Origin of the sequence: Pedobacter sp. G11 (assembly GCF_003860265.1) — a bacterium.
Classification (GTDB): Bacteria; Bacteroidota; Bacteroidia; order Sphingobacteriales; family Sphingobacteriaceae; genus Pedobacter; species Pedobacter agri.
Genome location: NZ_CP034190.1, coordinates 1,964,931 through 1,985,961, shown reverse-complemented (window position 1 = coordinate 1,985,961; position 21,031 = coordinate 1,964,931). Strand labels below are relative to the sequence as shown.

15 protein-coding genes and 2 tRNA genes are annotated in these 21,031 nt (G+C 37.2%); 9 read left to right on the top strand and 8 right to left on the bottom strand.

All coding sequences use genetic code 11. The features are described 5' to 3' along the window. Nucleotides 1–7: 7 nt before the first annotated feature. Together EA772_RS08670 and EA772_RS08665 are read right to left on the bottom strand one after the other, a co-directional pair. A complete protein-coding gene (locus EA772_RS08670) occupies nucleotides 8–2,968 on the bottom strand; it encodes a TonB-dependent receptor (protein ID WP_124912526.1) in 2,961 nt (986 codons plus the stop codon). A gap of 422 nt (nucleotides 2,969–3,390) precedes the next feature. Further along, a complete protein-coding gene (locus tag EA772_RS08665; protein WP_124912524.1) occupies nucleotides 3,391–4,416 on the bottom strand; it encodes a LacI family DNA-binding transcriptional regulator in 1,026 nt (341 codons plus the stop codon). Between the two features lie 318 nt (nucleotides 4,417–4,734). Here EA772_RS08665 and EA772_RS08660 point away from each other — a divergent pair, with 318 nt between their 5' ends. Next, nucleotides 4,735–5,094, top strand: coding sequence for a PleD family two-component system response regulator (locus EA772_RS08660; protein ID WP_124912522.1), 360 nt, complete (start codon nucleotides 4,735–4,737; stop codon nucleotides 5,092–5,094). A gap of 269 nt (nucleotides 5,095–5,363) precedes the next feature. Continuing rightward, nucleotides 5,364–6,464 (top strand): DNA polymerase IV, encoded by a 1,101-nt coding sequence (gene dinB, locus EA772_RS08655; RefSeq protein WP_010601026.1) that lies wholly within the window; start codon nucleotides 5,364–5,366, stop codon nucleotides 6,462–6,464. A gap of 20 nt (nucleotides 6,465–6,484) precedes the next feature. Here the strand turns inward: dinB and EA772_RS08650 are convergent, their stop codons facing one another. The 3 genes from EA772_RS08650 to EA772_RS08640 all read right to left on the bottom strand — a co-directional run bounded on the left by EA772_RS08650 (nucleotide 6,485) and on the right by EA772_RS08640 (nucleotide 9,774). Next, a complete protein-coding gene (locus tag EA772_RS08650; RefSeq protein WP_124912520.1) occupies nucleotides 6,485–8,020 on the bottom strand; it encodes a SulP family inorganic anion transporter in 1,536 nt (511 codons plus the stop codon). 88 nt (nucleotides 8,021–8,108) lie between these two features. Next, the gene (locus tag EA772_RS08645) at nucleotides 8,109–9,050 is read right to left on the bottom strand and encodes a M23 family metallopeptidase (protein WP_124912518.1); all 942 of its coding nucleotides are present in this window, start codon (nucleotides 9,048–9,050) and stop codon (nucleotides 8,109–8,111) included. A gap of 79 nt (nucleotides 9,051–9,129) precedes the next feature. Then, nucleotides 9,130–9,774, bottom strand: a complete 645-nt coding sequence (locus EA772_RS08640; RefSeq protein ID WP_124912516.1) for a DUF1349 domain-containing protein — start codon at nucleotides 9,772–9,774, stop codon at nucleotides 9,130–9,132. Between the two features lie 115 nt (nucleotides 9,775–9,889). On the opposite strand from EA772_RS08640, the gene EA772_RS08635 reads away from it, so the two are divergent. Further along, nucleotides 9,890–10,639: a response regulator transcription factor gene (locus EA772_RS08635; protein WP_124912514.1), complete on the top strand. Its 750-nt coding sequence runs from the start codon at nucleotides 9,890–9,892 to the stop codon at nucleotides 10,637–10,639. A gap of 18 nt (nucleotides 10,640–10,657) precedes the next feature. Here the strand turns inward: EA772_RS08635 and EA772_RS08630 are convergent, their stop codons facing one another. Beyond that, nucleotides 10,658–11,524: a DUF808 domain-containing protein gene (locus tag EA772_RS08630; protein ID WP_124912512.1), complete on the bottom strand. Its 867-nt coding sequence runs from the start codon at nucleotides 11,522–11,524 to the stop codon at nucleotides 10,658–10,660. A gap of 266 nt (nucleotides 11,525–11,790) precedes the next feature. Between EA772_RS08630 and EA772_RS08625 the strand changes: the two genes are divergently transcribed. The 5 genes from EA772_RS08625 to EA772_RS08605 all read left to right on the top strand — a co-directional run bounded on the left by EA772_RS08625 (nucleotide 11,791) and on the right by EA772_RS08605 (nucleotide 19,533). Next, entirely contained in the window at nucleotides 11,791–12,354 is a 564-nt protein-coding gene (locus tag EA772_RS08625; protein WP_124912510.1) for an RNA polymerase sigma-70 factor, read from the top strand. A gap of 75 nt (nucleotides 12,355–12,429) precedes the next feature. Beyond that, complete coding sequence (locus tag EA772_RS08620) at nucleotides 12,430–13,599, top strand: FecR family protein (protein ID WP_124912508.1); 1,170 nt, start codon at nucleotides 12,430–12,432, stop codon at nucleotides 13,597–13,599. Between the two features lie 254 nt (nucleotides 13,600–13,853). Next, nucleotides 13,854–17,084, top strand: a complete 3,231-nt coding sequence (locus EA772_RS08615) for a SusC/RagA family TonB-linked outer membrane protein (RefSeq protein ID WP_168187507.1) — start codon at nucleotides 13,854–13,856, stop codon at nucleotides 17,082–17,084. A 12-nt stretch (nucleotides 17,085–17,096) separates the two neighbouring features. Continuing rightward, on the top strand, nucleotides 17,097–18,551 hold the full coding sequence (locus EA772_RS08610; RefSeq protein ID WP_124912504.1) for a RagB/SusD family nutrient uptake outer membrane protein: 1,455 nt from the start codon (nucleotides 17,097–17,099) through the stop codon (nucleotides 18,549–18,551). A 154-nt stretch (nucleotides 18,552–18,705) separates the two neighbouring features. Then, nucleotides 18,706–19,533, top strand: a complete 828-nt coding sequence (locus EA772_RS08605) for a PHB depolymerase family esterase (RefSeq protein WP_124912502.1) — start codon at nucleotides 18,706–18,708, stop codon at nucleotides 19,531–19,533. A 186-nt stretch (nucleotides 19,534–19,719) separates the two neighbouring features. Here EA772_RS08605 and EA772_RS08600 read toward each other — a convergent pair. Together EA772_RS08600 and EA772_RS08595 are read right to left on the bottom strand one after the other, a co-directional pair. Then, a tRNA-Asn gene (locus tag EA772_RS08600) sits at nucleotides 19,720–19,793 on the bottom strand. An 85-nt stretch (nucleotides 19,794–19,878) separates the two neighbouring features. Then, nucleotides 19,879–19,952: transfer RNA gene (locus EA772_RS08595), tRNA-Asn, on the bottom strand. A gap of 145 nt (nucleotides 19,953–20,097) precedes the next feature. On the opposite strand from EA772_RS08595, the gene EA772_RS08590 reads away from it, so the two are divergent. Further along, nucleotides 20,098–21,018: a PfkB family carbohydrate kinase gene (locus tag EA772_RS08590; protein WP_124912500.1), complete on the top strand. Its 921-nt coding sequence runs from the start codon at nucleotides 20,098–20,100 to the stop codon at nucleotides 21,016–21,018. Nucleotides 21,019–21,031: the final 13 nt, after the last annotated feature.

Sequence of the window (21,031 nt, the reverse complement as noted above, 5' to 3'; positions counted from 1 at the left end):
TTAATAATTAAAAACCAACATTTAAACCTAAAGTATATGTTCTCGGACGTGGGTATAAATTGTAATCAATACCTGAAACTGATTCAGGATCGATTCCTTTATACTTAGATACGACAAATACATTTTGGCAGTTTGCTGATATACGCATTGAAGCTGTACCAGTTTTAGAAAGTTTACCAACATTATAAGATAAACCAGCATTGTCCATTTTTAAGAATGATGCATTTCTGATATAGTAATCACTTAGGTACTGAACACCTGATGCACCTGAGAAATTGGTATTATATAAATCTGATGTAGAGTTATTCAGGATACCTTGAGTACTTAACACGTTATTTCTGATCCCAAAGTTTGAAGAAATGTTATCATAGATGTAGTTACCAAAGTTTGCTCTCAATACGGTACTTGCTGTCCATCTTTTGTAAGTGAAAGAAGTATTGAAACCTAACGTGATTACAGGATCTGGTGATTTGTAAAAATATTGGTCAGCATCGTTTACTGCACCGTCACCATTTAAATCCTGATAAACACCTTCTAATGGTTTGCCATTAGCATTGTATACTTGTTTGTAAACAAAGAATGAACCTGGCAACTGATTAACGGCGTTATATTTTAAGTGAATACCTGTACCGCCGGTAATATCACCAGCATCAATTTTAAAACCTGAATTAGGATTTAATGTTAAGTTGGTTACTTTTCTTTTGTTATAAGCACCGTTTACACCGATATCCCATGTAGTGTTTTCAGTTTTGATCGCAACATAGTTTAAACTCACCTCAGCTCCCCTTACTTCCATGTTACCCACATTGGTTGTTAAAACGTTACTAAAGTTTGTGCCCACTGGAATGGTTACTGTACTTAATAAATCTTTGGTTTTTTTGTAGTAAGCATCGATGCTACCATACAATCTGCCATTTAAAAAGCCATAATCTAAACCGGCGTTATATGTTGTAGTACTTTCCCATCTTAAATCAGGGTCGTAACCTGCAGGACTGTAGTAGTTATAAAATGTATTACCCACCTGATACTGGCCATTGTTGGTACTTGCGTAATATTTTGATAAGTAATCATAGTTACCAATACCATCTTTATTACCGGTTTCACCATAGGTTAATCTCAATTTCAAATCAGAAATTACTTTGCTGTCTTTCAAGAAATCTTCACCAATAATTCTCCAGGTAAAACCTGCTGATGGGAAATAACCCCAACGGTTATCTTCAGCAAATTTCGAAGAAGCATCTGCTCTCATTGTTCCTGATAGGATATATTTATCAGCAAAAGTATAGTTGAAACGACCATAGTAAGAAAGCAATTTATTTTGATCAACAGAGAAAGGGAAAACTGGCGTAGTTTGTAATACACCTGTACCTCTATAAGTAGCAAAATTATAATTGGTTACTGCATCATCATAATAACCGTAACCGGCAGTCACATCAAATCTGCTTTTGCCTAAAGTTTTAGCATAAGTTAAATAAGCTTCAGAGAACTTGTTCATTTCTGTGTTCAATCTTCTTGAGAAAGAACCTTCAGTTGAGAAACTCTGTGCAGCATAGATTGGAACAATTGTACGTCCGTAACCTTTTGAATAATCATAACCAGCATTAATTACGGCATGTAATTCAGGCAAGAAATGGAAAGAATAATCTAGTTTTAAGTTACCAAAACTTCTGGCCGCATTACCATGATTATCTTGTTGTTCAATTAAAGCAAGTGGGTTACGCGGAGCGTTCGGATTTGGAACACCTGCAGAAGTTATCCACTCGAAATAATTTCCGAATTTGTTATTTGAATAAATCGGTTGTGTTGGATCGAACTGAATGGCTGCTCCAATTGCACCATCATTTGGGTATTGAGAATCGGTTAATGAACCTTTTAAATTCAATTCGATTTTTAAGTGATCTTGAAATAATTTAGGAGAAATAGAGAAAGCCCCTGTTGCTCTTTTCAACTTACTTCTCACTACAACACCTTCCTGATCTAAATAACCGCCGGAAACACGGTAAGGTACACCTTTAAATGAACCGGCAATACTCAAGTTATTGTCAGTAGTGAATGCGGTTTGATAAATTGCATCTTGCCAATCTGTATTTGCAGTACCCAATAAAGCCTTTTGTGCAGCGTTACCATTGGTATTTACGAAAGCACGAACCTCATCAGCAGTAAGTACATCAACTTTTTTAGCTACTGTTGAAATGGAATTATTAGTGCTCAGCGTAATTTGAGGCGCACCAGAGGTTCCTTTTTTAGTTGTAATTAAAATTACACCGTTGGAAGCTCTTGAACCATAAATAGCAGTAGCGTTTGCATCTTTCAGCACAGTAAAGGTTTCAATATCATTAGGATTGATTAATGAAAGCGGACTTGGTGCATTACCAATTCCATTTCCACTAAAAGGCACCCCATCAACAACAATTAATGGATCGTTGCTGGCGTTTAATGACGCACCACCACGAATACGGATAGTACTACCACCGCCTGGCGCACCGCCGCCCGAGATGATGTTTACACCGGCAACTTTACCCTGAATTAATTGTTCAGGTGTGGTAATGGTTCCTTTCTGGAAATCTTTTGAATTCACCGTAGTGATTGATCCGGTTAAGTTTTTCTTCTCAGCAGTACCATAACCGATCACCACAACTTCATTAAGTTTTTGTGCATCGGGTACCAACTGGAAATTTGCGGTAGCATTTGCCGAAACAGTAACCGCTTTATCAAGGGTTTGATAACCGATGAAACTTGCTGATAGAGTGATGGCACCATTTGTAAGTCCAGCCAATTTAAAGTTTCCGTTTACATCTGTTGATGTACTTCTTGTTGTACCTTTTACAACAACTGAAGCACCAGGTAAAGGTTGGCCGGTTTCATCAAGCACTTTTCCAGATACCGATCCGGTTTGTGCTTTTACGATTAATGCTGAAAGAACTAACAGCACCAAAAGCCCCTGTTTTAACAGGTAAAATACTTTCATATTCGAAGCTCGTTTAAGTATAAAAATTTGGTTAAATATTATAGTGAATTACACATAGGCCTAATTTACAGCACTTAATGAGATTTCAAAATTTATTTAAAAAATATATTTCGGAGTGAAAAACGCGTCGGGAAAATTTAACCAAATCATCACTTTTTCTTAATATAAAAATCACGACGAGCTATCAATTATAATTTTAAAAAACTGATTATCAATAAATTATAAATGTTAAATTTAAAATCAATGTGTATTTTTTACACTAAGCCATTTTCCGACTACTTTTCGGGAACGTTCCCGAAAAATCGAAAGCCAAAACCGATTAATTTTCGGGAACGTTCCCGATGATGAGGCAAAATTCTGCGTATTTTACACTAAGTGATGATTTTTTTTGAAGTTTTCAGCCTTGAAATCAAGGGTGATTTTCAGGCGTTTTTTGCCGGTTTGGCGGTCGAATTTCTCTTGATAATTTTAGATTGTAAAACTACCTCCGTTAAGCGATTTTTATCCTGATGATCATCAAGGATTTTGAATAATAATTTGGCGGCCTGTTCCCCTATTTCTGTTGCAGGTTGCGTAATGGTAGTTAAGGAAGGATTAAGTAATGGCGCAATCTCCAGACTCGAAAAACTGATTACCTTTAAATCATCTGGAATACTAATTCCCAAATCGTAACAGGCATAATAAGTGGCAAATGCCAAACGTTCAACAGAAGTGAACACCCCATCAGGTTTCAGCTGATTCAAAGCCTCCTTAATGATTACGCTATTTTCTTCATAACTGTTGCTGCAGTCAACAATTAAATTTTCATCAAATAAGATCTGGTGTTTGGCCAAAGCGTCAATATAACCCTGCATCCTGGTTTTACCAATAGAAAGGCTTTTGTTTACCACCATATAGGCAATACGTTTACAACCTTGCTCAATCAAATGTTCAGTGGCCAGAAAACTGCTGTTGTAATCGTTTGTAATCACTCTTGGGGTTTCGATATCCTCATAAATCCTATCAAAAAATACCAGAGGCAAGCGCTTGGCACCAAAGTTATTCAAATAATTGTGATCGTTTGCCTCGCCGGAAACCGACATAACGATACCTTCTGCTCTCCCGTTATGCAGGTGGCCGATAAAATTAACCTCCTTATGATAATCATCATCAGTTACATAAATAAGGATGTGATAACCATTTTCTCGAGCTACTCTTTCAATACCATGAATGGCCTGCGAGAAATAATTATTGGCTAACTCTGGAACAATAACGGCTATCGTTTTACTTTTTTGTTCTCTTAAATTACTGGCGTAATGGTTTGGTTGGTAATTAAGCTCTTTGGCCTTGGCCAAAATACGCTCTTTGGTAGCACCGCTAATGTCACTATTATCTCTAAAAGCCCTTGAAATTGTCGAAGTAGATAAATTCAAAGCTTCGGCTAATTTCTTAATGTTGATACTATCCATTTGGGTTTATAAAGCTGGTTAATTTAAATTTAGTTGTAAATATAAACTATAATATTTCGAAATAAATACAGCTATTCCTTCATAAAATAGAAAATTATTCCTTTTGAGTGTAAAAGATTATTAATGTTACCGCTTCATTCGCTTTATTTCCAGTTTTTTTCAGAACAAAAGTGAACTTCATCCCCAATGCTTGGAAGGCTAAAATAATTTCAATTTTCGAAAACAAAAAACCGTAAAGAAACATTATTAGTATTAAACAAATTATCATATTTGCCATCCAAATCATAAAAACAACCGATATGGTCAATATTTACACGTATGAGAAATAAGAAAATACTCATCGCTGACGACGACGAAGGAATTGTGGATGCTGTGACGATGATATTGGAGGTTATGGGTTATGAGGTAGCATATACTTACGACGGTGGAGCCGTAATTAATGCAGTAAAAGACCGCCCAGATTTAATTTTGCTCGATATTTGGATGAGTGGACACGATGGCCGTGATATCTGCAAACAACTCAAAAGCGATCCAGATTATCAGGAAATTCCCATTTTGATGATTTCCGCGAGCAGAGACATTCGCCAATCGGCTTTAGATGCCGGCGCTAACGATTTTATGGAGAAACCTTTTGAAATGGATTCCCTACTGAATAAGGTCGATTCTCTTTTAAATTAGCCTAGCCAGGTCAGCTGGTATTATATCTCACAAAAAAGTTCTCCCTTTAAATTTATCTCAATCATCTTTTTAGTTTCTGGATAGAAGTTTACATTCTTCATCCATCAAGTTAAGGTCTAACTGATCACCAGCACATTCAACTCTGAATTTTAAAACATCATCAATCCCCATTCCGGTTTGCATGCTGTAAAGTTATAATTCTTTCCATCATGTAAAGAAATAAATCTAATTGGGTGATGAGGATAAAAATGCCGAGATTTAAATTTTAAATGTCTGATCAGAATCCACCTGCTTTACGAAAGATAATTCATATTGATATGGATGCTTTTTATGCATCTGTAGAGCAACGAGATTTCCCGGAATATAGAGGAAAACCGATTGTTGTTGGCGGCAAGCCAGATAGCAGAGGTGTGGTGGCAACCGCGAGTTATGAGGCCAGGCAGTTCGGAATAAAATCAGCTATGTCATGCAGCAAAGCCTATCAACTTTGCCCTACTGCTATCTTTGTTTACCCCCGTTTTGATGCTTACAGTTCCGTTTCAAAATCTATCAGAGAAATTTTTAGCCGATACACAGATATTATAGAGCCACTTTCTTTAGATGAGGCTTACCTGGATGTTACGGAAGATAAATTAGGTATTGGTTCGGCTATTGATATTGCAAAATCAATTAAAGACGCGATTAAAAATGAATTGAATTTAACGGCATCAGCTGGTGTTTCCATTAATAAATTTGTGGCAAAAGTTGCTTCTGATATGAATAAGCCGGATGGACTTACCTTTATTGGCCCATCAAAAATTAAAGCTTTTATGGAGAAGTTGCCTGTAGAAAAATTTTTTGGCGTAGGAAAAGTTACCGCTGCAAAAATGAAAGCGATGCAAATCCATACGGGCTCCGACCTGAAGAACCTGAGCGAATCTCAGCTTCTTTCCCAATTCGGGAAGTCGGGAAAGTTTTACTACAAAATAGTTCGGGGAATAGATGACAGGCCGGTTCGAGCCAACCGGGAAACAAAATCAGTGGGTGCTGAAGATACCCTTGCAGAAGACACCAATGAAGACTCGGTAATGCATGATTTATTGAAGCAGATTAGTGAAACCGTTGCCAAACGCCTGGAGAAATATCAGTTAAAAGGCAAAACGGTTACGCTAAAAATTAAGTTCGAAGATTTTAAACTAATTACCAGAAGCCGATCTTTCCCCTTAGCGATACATAAGGCAGAAAACATTTATGCCGAAGCGATTAAACTTTTAAATGATGCAAACATTGGCAGCTTAAAAGTAAGGCTATTAGGCATTACCCTATCAAGATTTTATGATGAACATCCTTCAGAAAAGCTGGAAGATAATCAACTGGAATTTGACTTTTAAATTAAAGCCAATAACTGAACTTATTTCTTCATCACTATGCGATGATCGCTATCATCGATAATATTTACTTCAATAATCCCATCAGCGTCTCTAAGCAATCGTTTACAATCTTCACTTAAATACTGCAAATGTAGCTTTTTGTTCGCTGAGCTATATTTTTCAGTGAGCTTATTCAGCGCATCAATTCCCGACATATCAAAAACCTTACACTCTTTAAAATCGATCACTACATGATCAGGATCGTTGGCTACATCGAATATTTCGTTAAAATTAGCAACTGAACCAAAAAAAAGCGGACCAAGAACTTCATAGTGTTTCACACCATCCTGATCTATATACTTATTTGAGCGAATCCTTTTCGCACTATCCCATGCAAAAACCAATGCTGAAATGATAACGCCGATTAATACTGCAAGGGCCAGGTTGTGAAGCCAAATGGTTATAACCGCCACTGATATTCCAATAAAAATATCCTGCTTCGGCATTTTATTGATGACTTTAAAACTCATCCATTCAAAAGTACCAATGGCAACCATCATCATTACACCTACTAAGGCAGCCATTGGCACCCGCTCAATAACGGGTGCACCAACTAAAATGATAACGAGTATAGTGAGCGCTGCAATAATACCAGATAGCCTTGCCCTTGCTCCCGCCGATAAATTTACAAGTGTTTGTGCAATCATCGGGCAACCGCCCATCCCTGTAAAAAAACCATTGGTAATATTGGCAATACCTTGAGCAATACTTTCCCTATTTCCATTGCCCTTAGTTTCGGTAATTTCGTCAACCAGGTTTAATGTTAGCAAACCTTCTGTTAAGCCCACGCCAGCCATAATTAATCCATAAGGAAAAATGATTTTTAGTGTTTCTATGTCAAATGGGATTTTTGGAATATGAAATGGCGGAAAACCACCGCTTACTGAAGCGATGTTTCTGACCAGTTTGGTATCAATATTAAATGTAAGGACTACAAGAAAAACAACAATAATTGCAACTAATGATGCTGGAATTGCTTTTGTGATTTTCGGCAATAACAAGACTATCGTTATGGTTAAGGCCACCAAAGCTAGCATAATATATAAAGGTGTACCACTTAACCAGGCTACGTTTCCGTTCACGACGGTTTTAAACTGCTCCAGTTGCGACATAAAAATAATCACTGCCAAACCATTTACAAAGCCAAACATAACGGGTTGCGGAACGAGCCTAACGAATTTACCAAGTTTGAAAAGCCCAACCAGAATTTGTATAATACCTGCAAGAGCCACCGCTGCAAAAACATATTCAATGCCGTGGCTTTTCATTAGAGCAATCAATACAATTACCGTGGCACCAGCTCCGCCAGAAATTAAGCCTGGTCTTCCACCCAAAATGGCGGTAACCAAACCCATAATAAAAGCGGCATACAAACCCGTTAACGGTGGAAAACCAGCTAGAATAGCAAACGACAACGATTCGGGAATCATGGTCATGGCTACGGTTAATCCGGCTAAAATTTCAGTTCGGTAATTTATGCCCTTCGAAAAATCGAAAAGTTGAAGATAAGGTTTCATTACTGGATAATTACAGCTGCAAATATCAACTATTATAATGAATTGAGCTTACAGCGTAAACTTAATATCCTGGTAAAATCAACAAAAATTACTTTACCTGCTGTTTTAATTCTTTTTTGGTAAACTCCTTTTTAATTACTTCGGGCAAGTATGAGACGGTATATTCCTGTTGTGAAGTTAATATGGCATCGGCATTTCCATCTATACAAAAATGTGGGGTGATAAATCCATATAGACTTTTTGTGGTGGCCATGGTTTTATTTCTCACACTTTCAAAATCTGCAGACTTCAGGTACATCAGCAAAATAGATACACCATATACATTGCCTCCATTTGATTTGCTGTTTAAACCAAGGGCTGTGCCCGGATAAACGGTTTGTCCGACCTTAACCGCAAAACTCCCTTTCTTGAGTCCTCTATAGTTGGCCAATGTTCCATCAGCATGTTCAACAATCAAATCATTAGTTTTACTGGTATAGGCTATCCCATCAACCAAATCTGAATCGTATAAATCTTTCACTTCGACTACAATCCCTTTACGGATGGCCGTAACTGTATCCTCCTCTTTCGTAGAAAATCGATACACTTTCCAATCTTCGGGTGTGGTATTTCCGAAATAAGTAGCATTTACAAAAGATGACTCCACCGCCCTCATCTTTGCACCATTTTTAGCCGGCAAAGTGTAAACAAAAGCAGCATTATATTTCGGATTTAACTTTCCCCTAATCGACGAATAACTGTAAGAAAATCCAATTCCCTGGTCTTTATTTGTAGGAGTTAAGGTTGTCAGGGTTCCTGAATAACCTCGGGCTTCAAACTTGCGATTTCCAGGATCAGCAGTATTAGTTAACTGGTCAAATTTTAATACCACGGTGTAAAACCCTGGATCTGTTTTGTCAAAGTTGAAAGTTACACTTTTATCTGCATTAACTTTATAAGACAATTTTACCGGATTTTCTTGCGCAGCTGCACAAAACCAGGCACTAGCTGAAGCAAAGAAAACTGCCAGCGTTAATCTGAAATTCATCATGTGATAGATCGTTAATTTGCTGCAAATTAGAAATTAACACATTATCAGGCAAATTAATTTTAATGCGGCAAAAAAGATATCAATGTGTTTTGAGCCACTCTAACCTCCTTTGATCCGGCAGGTGCGTGACTTTAAAATTTTCAAATTTTGCTTCAAAACCTTTTCCATCCGGACTTGCAGCCATCAAGCCAATCATTACCGGGGTGTTATCCTGTAAAGGCGCATTACGAGTCATGATATAATGCTGATCATCCAAAGAATAAAAAATTTCAACAGCATCTAACCGTCGTACCACCTTAATCCAGATAAATGGTGGCACTTTGTCCAATGGCAGCACACTCCAATCGCTTTTTTCATGCGTAACTACCGTACTCACATTAAATTTACCATCTACAAATTCAACACCTGTTTTGATATAGTTTTGATGATCAATCCTAATCATTAAACCCATTTGATCGAAACGTGCTTTGTAAGCACCAGTGAGTTTAACTTTCGCTTCAAATTCTCCGCCATAGGTTCCATAATAAAATGGAGCATCATCAACAGTGAAGCCATAATGAGAAATTCTCCAATAATCACTATTTGGCGTTACCTGCATAATCAGGCTATTATTTTTTATCTCCCACTTTTCGGGTTCATTAAACCATTGCATCTTTTCCAGACTTTGTGCGTGTACTTTGTTCAGGCTGAACAGCGTGATTACGATGAGTAATAATTTCTTCATTTTGATCATATCATATTTCAATCTGCCCGGATGTTGCCCGAAACATTTAATCACAAAGCTATCTAAGCCAAAACCCAAATTCAATGGTTATAAATAACCACTATCTTTGCTGAAGATGAGAAAACTACTTAACACTAAACTACTGGCCCAACATTTCGAACTCAATCCAACGCCTCACCTGATGTTGGACAATGCCAAATCGATTGCCAGGATGTACAGCATAATGGAAAATTGCATCAGTGTGCTAAGTGATTTAAGGACAAGAAAAAGTTACATCTATAATGGCGCAGTGGCCAATTTACTTGGACTATCAGCTGACGAAACTGAAATTACGTCTATCTGGGAAGATGAATTGTTAAACAAAGTTCATCCCGAAGATCTGGAAAAGAAATACAAGCTTGAGTTTGATTTTTTTCAGTTTCTAAACACCATTGATGTTACCGATCGCACTGACTATCAGGTGATCACTAAGCTAAGAATTAAAAAAAAAGATGGAAAGTATGCTTTTGTGCAACACCGTTTGATTTATGTTGCCAGCTCAGAGGATGGCAGCATTTGGCTAGCACTTTGCCTTTACAATCTGGTTTTTGATCATCCTGAATTTGAAATTCCGCAGGGCGTGATTCTCAACAATAGAACAGGTAAGGTTATTAAGGATAACGAGGACCGGTTTGGAACGTTGCTATCGCTACGCGAAAAAGAAGTTCTTCAATTGATTAAACATGGTCGCAGAAGCAAGGAAATTGCAGATAAATTGTCGCTAAGCATTAATACTGTAAACCGCCATAGGCAAAATATATTTAGAAAGTTAAATGTAACTAACGCTATGGAAGCCTGCAAGGTTGCCGAAAATACAGGATTATAATTCAGATAACTAGACACGTTATTTCTTAACCATTGAAAGTAATTTCTTGCCTCCCATCATGATAGGGATGGCAATTAAACCGCCAACTATACCTGCCCCAAATTCTTTTATAGTAGATTGAAGATTTGGCAAAACATGATGCATAAACTCAATATTGTGAACGAAAATACCGCCGGCTACTAATATTAGGGCAATGGTTCCTACAACTGCTAACACTTTGATAATGATAGGAAGCGCTTTAACCAGCAAGTGACCCAATGAGCCAAAAAAACCTTTATCATTTGAACGCTTAATAAGCTTGTAACCCGCATCATCCATACGTACAATCAAAGCCACAATACCGTAAACCCCAACGGTTGCCAAAATAGCAACTACCGATACGGTTAAAATTTGAATGGCTAAAGACTTATCGAGTACGCTTCCAAGCGCAATAATTACAATTTCAATAGAAAGGATAAAATCAGTTAATACTGCCGATTTAACTTTTGCTTTCTCAGCATCGGCATCATCTTTTATTACTTCGACTGCAGCCTCATCTGCCGGCTTTGGCTTGTGGAAAAAATATTCGATAATCTTTTCTACGCCTTCATAAGCCAAATAAAATCCACCTAAAATTAAAATCACTTTAATGGCTATGGGAAAAAATGCCTGAAGTAATAAAGCTATAGGAACGATAATCAGTTTGTTTAAAAAAGAGCCTTTAGTAATCGCCCACAATACAGGTATTTCTCTTGAAGCTAAAAAACCAGTAGCTTTTTCTGCATTAACGGCTAAGTCATCGCCGAGTATGCCGGCAGTTTTACGTGTAGCCAATTTGCTTGCCATGGCAACATCATCCATTAAAGCACCTATATCATCTAAAATCGCAAAAAAACCTGAAGCCATCTGTATTTATTTATTATGCCGCAAAATAGAAATTCGCTTTCGCATTAAAAGAATAAAACTGTTTTTCTTAATAAAAGAGGATACAGGTTTTGAGCTATAAAGCTTTTCCACTTATCTCGCTTTCTTAATTTGCTACAAATTTCATTATTCGAATATTTAACAAACAGCGTTGAGTGGAACTTAAAACAACTATTGAGAATAACCAAAAATTTATTATTATTGGCTAAATTTAATTTTAAGCCTTTTTCGGCAGAAACAAACTAGTAATGCAAACTGTCAGCGACCTGGATTTAGTGAACATGATCAAAGCTGGCAATCATTTAGCGTTCTCTGAATTATATCAACGATACAAAATAGTTTTGTACCTCCACATTAAAAAAATGTTGAATAATGAAGACGAAACCAAAGATATTATTCAGGAAACATTTACTTATATCTGGGTGAACCGATTAGATTTAAATATATCTACATCTGTAAAATCATACCTATACACCACTGTCCGCAATAAGGTACTTAACGTCATTACCCATCAAAAGTTTGAAAATAACTATCTAAACTCTTTGCAAAACATCATTGAAATTGGTGAATTTTCTACTGATGAGAAGATACAGGAAAATGAACTGATCGCATTAATTGAGAGAGGCATAGAAAATCTTCCCGCTAAAATGAGAGAAGTCTTTGAATTAAGCCGAAAATATCACCTTAGCCACAAAGAAATATCTGAAAAACTAAATATTTCCGATAAAACGGTAAAGAAACAGATCAGTAATGCCATAAAAATACTGCGATTGGAAGTCAGAAACTTTATTTTACTATTTTCTTTCATTTAATTTAAAATTTATCTACTACCAGGGGGAAGTTCAATTGTCTTAGCCATATAAACCAGACATCCCACCCTAAGTAAAATGAACAGAATTAAAGCTGAGGAATTAATAAAAAAATATAAAGAAGGTAATTTAAGTGCTGATGAAAAATTGGTACTGGAAAAATGGTATGCCACATTAGAAGAAACGAGCAACCTTCATTTGGAACCAGGAGAGTTGGTAAAAAATCTGGATGACATTTGGAAAACGATAGAATTAAACACCACTCTAGCAGATAAAAGACCTGTAATCAAAACCATTTGGAAGCGTGTTGCAGCTATAGCAGCGATACTTTCATTGGTAATTATTTCAGTAATATATTTCAGTTCCCGCTCTGAAAAAAGTTCAGGCAGCGATTACAGATCAATTGCCAAAACAATTAAACCTGGCGGAAACAAAGCAACTTTGACGCTTTCGAATGGAGAAATTATTATTCTTGATAGTGCCAGTAATGGAAAACTTTTAGAACAGGCTGGAATCAGGATTACCAAAACTGCCGATGGCCAGATCATTTACACCGCTAACAGTAATCATAAACCAACCGACAAACCTTTAATTAATACCATTACCACGCCAACAGGTGGCCAATATCAAATCCAACTTCCTGATGGAAGTAAAGTTTGGTTAAATGCGCAATCTTCACTTCGTTATCCGTCATTTTTTAACGATAAAGAACGACTTGTGACACTTACAGGAGAAGCCTACTTCGAAATTGCCAAAAGTCCAAAAAAGCAAAATTTTAAAGTCACTACCATTAATCAAACGCTGGAAGTGCTGGGTACCCATTTCAATATTAATGCTTACAGCAACGAAGCCTCTGTGAAAACCACACTGTTGGAGGGGCAGGTAAAGGTTAGCCGATTGTTGCCTGATAAAAAAGTGGAAGTGCCGCTATTGCTTAAACCAGGACAGCAAAGTATTGTATCTGCTAAAACATTAAATGTAGAAAATGTAGCTCCAGCACAATTTACCGCTTGGAAAGATGGTTCGTTTGCTTTTAAGGATGCGGATTTAAAAACGGTGATGAGAACATTATCTAGATGGTATAATATCAATGTTTCTTATGAAGGAACTATTCCAAACCTGGAATTTAGTGGCGAGCTGAATCGCAACCTCAACCTAGATCAAATACTGGATGTATTGAGTTTTTATCAAGTTCATTTCAAAATGGAAGGTAAAAATTTAATTGTTGCTCCTTCAAATACCCAATAATTTAACAACCAAACTAAACCAACAAACATGAAGAAAAATTTACTGAAAGAATAGCAAAACCAGTTCATCAGATTAAAAAAAACCGCAGCAGTGTTGGCGCACTACTACGGCAATAAATCTGAGCTAAAGCTGGAGATATCCAGCGCAAATAATCCGAAACTATTTTATTAACCCAAACAAACAAAAGTATGAATTTAAATGCTACTGCGCTTGCTATGCCCACCACATGGCTACCACCTAAATTACTGTTAACTATGAAATTGACAATTTTTATACTCCTACTCGCTCTTGTTCAAGTTAGCGCAAAAGGGTACGGCCAGATTTCACTCAAAGAAAAAGATGCTCCACTTGAAAATGTATTAAATCTTGTAAAAAAACAATCAGGCTATTCGTTTTTCTATGATAGTAAAGATGTTCGCTCAGCGAAAATTACTATAAGTCTAAATAATGTTTCCCTTGAGCAAGCATTGACGGAGTTTTCAAAAAAAATCCCTTTGGATTTTAAAATTGTTGGAAATACCGTTTTAATCAAACGTCAGGAAGTTAGACTGCCCTTGATAAACCATGTCAATCTGGCGAGTACAATCAGCGGAAAAGTATTTGATGATAAAGGCATCTCTGTTCCTGGAGTAAATATTGTTTTAACCAGCAATGGGTTTAAACAAAATACCGTATCAAATTCTTCAGGAGAATACCAGTTTACCGTTCCTGCCGCGGGTACTTACACCCTTGAAGCGAGTTACATCGGATTTAACAAATATATTCAGAGCGTTGTTGTTAAAAACAGTAATATTAACCAAAACATCACCTTAATTCCATCTTCCGAAGATTTATCAGAGGTAATGGTAGTGGCTTATGGTAAACAAACCAAAGCTTCATTTACAGGTTCAGCAAAAGAATTAAAAGGTCCTGTTATAAGTGGCAGCCCAAGAGCAAGTGTGCAGGAAAGTTTGCAAGGAAATGTGGCAGGATTAATTTCAAGCAATGGATCCGGACAACCAGGTGCCGTTCCTAACGTAAGAATCAGAGGTATTGGATCCGTTAACGCAGGTAGCGGACCGTTATACGTTGTAGATGGAATTCCTTTGAACGATAATCAAATTAGCGGCTTAAACAGTTACGATATTGAAAACTTAACGGTATTAAAAGATGCATCTGCGGCATCAATTTATGGATCAAGAGCTGCTAATGGCGTTATTTTAATTACCACCAAGAGTGGGGCGGCTGGTAAAACCGTAATTTCAGCTTCTGTTCAAAGTGGTGTAAATAATATTATCACCATTAAAGGTACTGAAGCTTTAAATACATCGGAGATGCTTGAGTTATTGAAAGAAGGTTGGGTAAACAAAGGTAACGATCCAGCTTTGTTTGCACAGGAGATGGCTGCGAATAACGTTAATCCTAATGTAAATACAGATTGGTTTGATCTGCTAACCCGCACAGGTAATCATACCCAGGCAGATCTTTCTATTAGCGGTGGTACAGATAAAACTAAATTCTATATTTCTGGAAGTCATTATATTGCTAAAGCACCAGTACTAGGTAGTGATTTTACCAGAAGCACCGCAAATATGAGAATCAGTAATCAGGTTTCTGATAAGTTATCTGTTTCTGGCGGTTTGCAAATAAACAATCGCAACAACCATACCCAGGCAGATGGCAGCACCTTTGGTAACCCGGTTAGGATGTACTCGCAATACCAACCATGGTTAAGGGCTTACAACGATGATGGCACTTATGACTTTAGTTATTTTAACCGTTACAATCCAATGGCCCAGGTTTTAGAAAGTTATACCACCAGAAAAGCATATGCTTTAATTGGTAACTTCTTAGCCAAATATCAAATCACTAAAGATATTTCGATTGAGAACCAATCAAACATTAATTTTCTTTACGGAGAAAACGTAGAGTACAATAAATCAGGTGTAGGTACGTCGCGTACCGATGGAGGAAGAGCTACTTCAAGTACCGATCGCGTAATCAATTGGGTAAATACCTCAATACTAAGATATAATAAAACTTTTGGCGATTTTGGTTTAAAAACTTATGTTGGATATGAATCACAAAAAGTTACTGAAGTAGGAAACTATGTGCAAAAACGTAATTTCCTCCCGAACACTTACACTTTAGATAATGCATCCATTTTAGTTGATGGTGGATCAACAGGTACATCAAATGCCTTAAATTCAGTTTTCTTAAATGCTTCAACAGATTATAAATCTAAATATTACCTCAGTGCCTCTTTCCGCCGTGATGGTTCGTCGAGATTTGGATCTGAGAAACGATACGGTAATTTTTGGTCGCTAGGGGTTTCATGGAACATTTTGAAAGAGAGCTTCATGGAGGATCAGCAGGTATTTTCAGACCTTCGTTTACGTTCGAGTTATGGAGTTAACGGAAACCAAGACATTGGCAATTTTGCCTCAAGAGCGTTGTATGGCAGTACAAATTATGATAACTCACCTGGTTTGGTTTTCTCTAATTATGGAAACAACCTTTTAACCTGGGAAAAAAACAAGCCATTTAACATCGGCCTTGATTTTGGCGTATTAAAAAATCGTTTAACAGGAACATTCGAATACTATTCACGAGCAACATCAGATTTGCTATTAAACCGTCCGATTTCTGCAACCAACGGCTTAACAAGCTTTACAGATAATGTTGGTGCAATCAAAAACAGTGGTTTAGAACTCGAATTAAACAGCGTGAACATTCAGCCAAAAAACAATGGATTTGGATGGACAACCAGCTTCAACATTTCAACCATCAAAAATGAAATTACATCGTTAACAAGCCCAATTGTATCGGGCAGTTACAACCGTTATGTAGGTGGCGATTTCTATCAACTATACCTTACTGGTTACGCAGGTGTTAACCCAGCAAACGGCGAAGCATTATGGTTTACCGATGAAACGCAGACACAAACCACTAATAATTATGGCTCGGCGAAACAATATAACCAAGGCAGTGCCCTCCCTGATTTTTTTGGTGGCTTAACCAATAGTTTTACCTACAAAGGCTTTTCGCTAAGCTTTCAGTTATACTTCAACTTCGGAAATAAAATTTATGATAATTATGGTACAAATGTGAATTCTGATGGCTCGTTAGGGTTCGGACCAACCAATAGAATCAGCCGCTATTCTTACGACACCAGATGGCAGCAACCAGGTGATATGACTTTAACACCAAAAATGGTGTATTTAGGCACCCAATCTGGAACATCAAGCCAAAACTCATCTCGCTTTGTTTACAACGGAGATTATATTCGCTTACGTGATCTGACTTTAGGCTATGATTTGCCAGCACAGTGGGTTAAACATGTAAAGTTATCAAGTGCTAAAATCTATTTCAGGGCAAATAACTTATTTACATACATTAAAGATGACCGCATAACTTTTGACCCTGAGGTGGGCATCGACGGATTTGCGGACAAAAATATTCCTGTGTACAGAACTGCACTTTTAGGTCTTGATATTAAATTTTAATCTAGAATTACCATGAAAAAATTATATAACATATTTTATGCAACACTGATAGCACTCTTAATTACCTCTTGCGGTAAAGAGTTTCTAGAGATTGATCCTGAACAACAAGCGGCGGTAAATATGGTTGTTGTTGATTTACCAACAACCAAAGCTGCAGTAATGGGCACCTATTCCCTATTGCAAAGTGCTGCTTACTATGGAAGAAGCGCTGTAATACTTCCTGATTTAATGGCAGATAACATGTATATCAGCAGAAGAAATTCCAGCAGATACACCAGTTACGATCAATACATTACCAATACGAATGATGGAACAGCATCCGGATCGTGGAATATCATGTACCGCACCATTGTAAATGCTAACGTAATTATCGCGAAGGGAGAGGTTTTAAGTGTTCCTCAATCCGAGCAGGCAGAGGTTAGTCATTTGGTCGGAGAAGCCTACACGTTAAGGGCATTGGCTCATTTTGACTTGTTAAGATTTTATGCCGCACCTTATAATTCTACGCCAAATGCATCTCACATCGGTGTACCGGTGCTCGCTAAAAGTGGCACAAGTAAGGAAGATATTGTTAATCCTAAAAGAAATACAGTTAAAGAAGGGTATGATCAAATTGTATCAGATTTGAAAAAAGCAATTTCTTTGATGCCTGCAACACCTGTAGGATTTACGGCATCTAACAAAGGTCACATCAGTCAGTTTGCTGCAAAAGCATTGCTGGCAAGAGTTTATTTGTATATGGAAGACTGGGCAAATGCCGAAGCCATGGCAACTGATGTTATCAGCAGCAATAAATTCACTTTATTAAGCAATGCGAACTACGTTGGCGGCTCGACTAACTTCAGAATCCAGAATAATAGTGAAGCGATATTTGAAGTGGTATACAATGCAACAAATAATTTAGGAACAGATCGTTTAGCGGCATTTTTGTTTCAGGGATCGAGTTATGGTGATGGTTTAGCAACAGATGATTTGTATAACCTATACACGAATACTGATGTGCGTAAAGGCTTTATGACACGAGGAAGCAGAACAAGTGCTGAAAACCCTGCGAACGTGATTACGAAATATAATAATGTAACTACATTTGAGGAAGGCGTGAAAGTAATTCGTTTATCTGAAGTATATTTAATTCGTGCTGAAGCAAGAGCCAAACAAACAGGGAAAGAAGCACTTGCCATAGCCGATTTAGATTTGATCGCTAAACGTGCCGATGCCACTGCTCCTACTACAACTGCTACGGGAGTCGCGTTGCAAAACTTAATTTTATTAGAAAATAGAAAGGAATTTGCTTTCGAAGGTCATCGTTTGTTTGATTTAACACGTAATAAATTGGCTTTTACAAAATATCGCACAGGTGGACTTACCATTGCGATACCGAACAATTCATTAAAAACTGTTTTACCAATTCCATTAGCGGAGATGAATGCCAATACTAATATGGAACAAAATGAAGGTTATAAATAGCCTTATCTCACAATAAAAAAAAACGGCAACTCAATATTGAGTTGCCGTTTTTTTTGCTTAAAGAACTTGGAATGTTTTATTTAAAAATTAGTAATTGAGTTGACTGTTGTTTTAAATAAATTAAACCAAAAGAATTATTGGTTGTCATACCGCTATGTTCAAAATTCCTGCATTATTAGTCGTTGTAAAGTATATTTCAATCATTGTGATGATTTTTAATATCTCTATTGCTAATGGTGCGCCGAAACAAAATGACCCCGAAATAAAATTAATGCACTGGATCCTAAATAATGTTAAGAGAGAAGCTTTAGTCTCCATTCCGACTACAGCTAAAACAAACTCTACTCCAATTATTTTTGCCTTTCACGGACATGGGGGAAACATGACAAACCTGATGAAGAACAGGGCATATGAAAAGCTTTGGCCAGAAGCCATTATTGTATATCCGCAGGGACTGAATACTCCAGGACAGCTAACAGATCCGAAGGGGATTCGCTCTGGATGGCAAAAAGAACCTGGCGATATGGGTGATAGAGATCTTATTTTCTTTGATGCTATGTTAAAAACCCTCAAACATGATTATAAAGTTGATGAGAAGCGTATATACGCTACTGGACATTCGAATGGTGGTGGCTTTACTTATCTGCTTTGGGCTACAAGGGGAGATCAGTTTGCAGCTTTTGCACCATCAGCTGCCGTAGCCGGAAAGATTTTAAAGTTGATCAAACCTAAGCCTGCTGTTCACATTATGGGAGAAAATGATCCATTGGTAAAGTCTTTTTGGCAAAAATTAATGTGCAAGGAGATAATTAAAATAAATGGATGTGCAAAACAAGGAAATTTTTATGCTCAAAATGCTATAATTTATCCTTCCAGCACTCATAACTCCTTTGTATGGTATTCCCATTCCGGAAATCACACTTTTCCTTCAGAAGCCGATGAAGTTATTATAAAGTTTTTCAAAAATAATTCAAAACCTTAAACTTGGTTAATCGTAGCTTGCATGATAGATTTTAGCTCATCAATCTAGTTTCATGAAACAAAGTTTATATCCCACGGTGAATCTCTAATTAATCCCTACGTAACGCCAAGCAGATCAGCTATAAAAAAACAAAGAATAAAAAAAAGCCCCACTCGGACGGAGTGAGGCTTGGCTTGAATTTTCAAGCTCCTTCTGCTGGGCTCGAACCAGCGACCCTCTGATTAACAGTCAGATGCTCTAACCAGCTGAGCTAAGAAGGAATATTTTTCCTGGTTATTGGTAAACTTACCAAAATCCTTTGGCAATTTTATCATAAAAAATCCCCACATTACTGTGAGGATTTTGCTCCCTCTGCTGGGCTCGAACCAGCGACCCTCTGATTAACAGTCAGATGCTCTAACCAGCTGAGCTAAGAAGGAGTGCTGGTTGTTTCCTAAAACGGGGTTCTGTGTGCTTTGCAGCTCGCATACCCTTGTTCGTTTTGGGAATGCAATATTAGGGCTTTTAAATTATTTATGCAATATTTGCAGTGAAAAATTTTTAAAAAAATTCAAAATAAAATATATGAGTCTGATAATCATAGGTACTGTAGCTTTTGATGCTATTGAAACTCCTTTCGGAAAAACGGATAAAATAGTGGGTGGTGCGGCAACATATGCAAGTTTAGCTGCTTCTTACTTTTACAACAAAGCAAAAATTGTGGCAGTTGTAGGTGATGATTTCTTGAAATCGGATATAGATACTTTTAGCAAACACGGCATTGATACCGAAGGTTTACAAATTAAAGCCGGAGAAAAATCTTTTTTCTGGTCGGGAAAATACCATAACGACATGAACAGTCGCGATACCTTAATCACCGAATTAAATGTATTGGAAAATTTCGACCCAATTATTCCGGAAAGTTACCAGGATTGCGAATATTTAATGTTAGGCAACTTAACACCGCAAGTACAACAAACGGTAATTGAACGTTTAAAAAACCGCCCGAAATTAATCGTAATGGATACGATGAACTTTTGGATGGATATTATGATGGATGATTTATTGGAAACCATCAAATTAGTGGATGTTTTAACCATTAACGATGCTGAAGCACGTCAATTATCGGGCGAATATTCCTTAGTTAAGGCTGCAAAAAAAATCCTTACTATGGGACCAAAATACCTAATTATTAAAAAAGGAGAACACGGCGCATTATTATTTCACGAAGACCAAATTTTCTCTGCTCCGGCATTACCATTGGCTGAAGTGTTTGATCCAACGGGTGCAGGTGATACCTTCGCAGGTGGTTTCATTGGCTATTTAGCCAAAGTTGGAACCATTAATTTTAACAATATGAAAAACGCAATTATTTACGGCTCGGCATTGGCTTCTTTCTGTGTAGAAAAATTTGGCACAGAGAAATTGTTAAACCTCACCGAAGAAGAAGTTGCAGCAAGAATTCAGCAATTTGTAAGTTTAAGTTCATTCACAATAGAAGCTTAATTCGATATAAAGA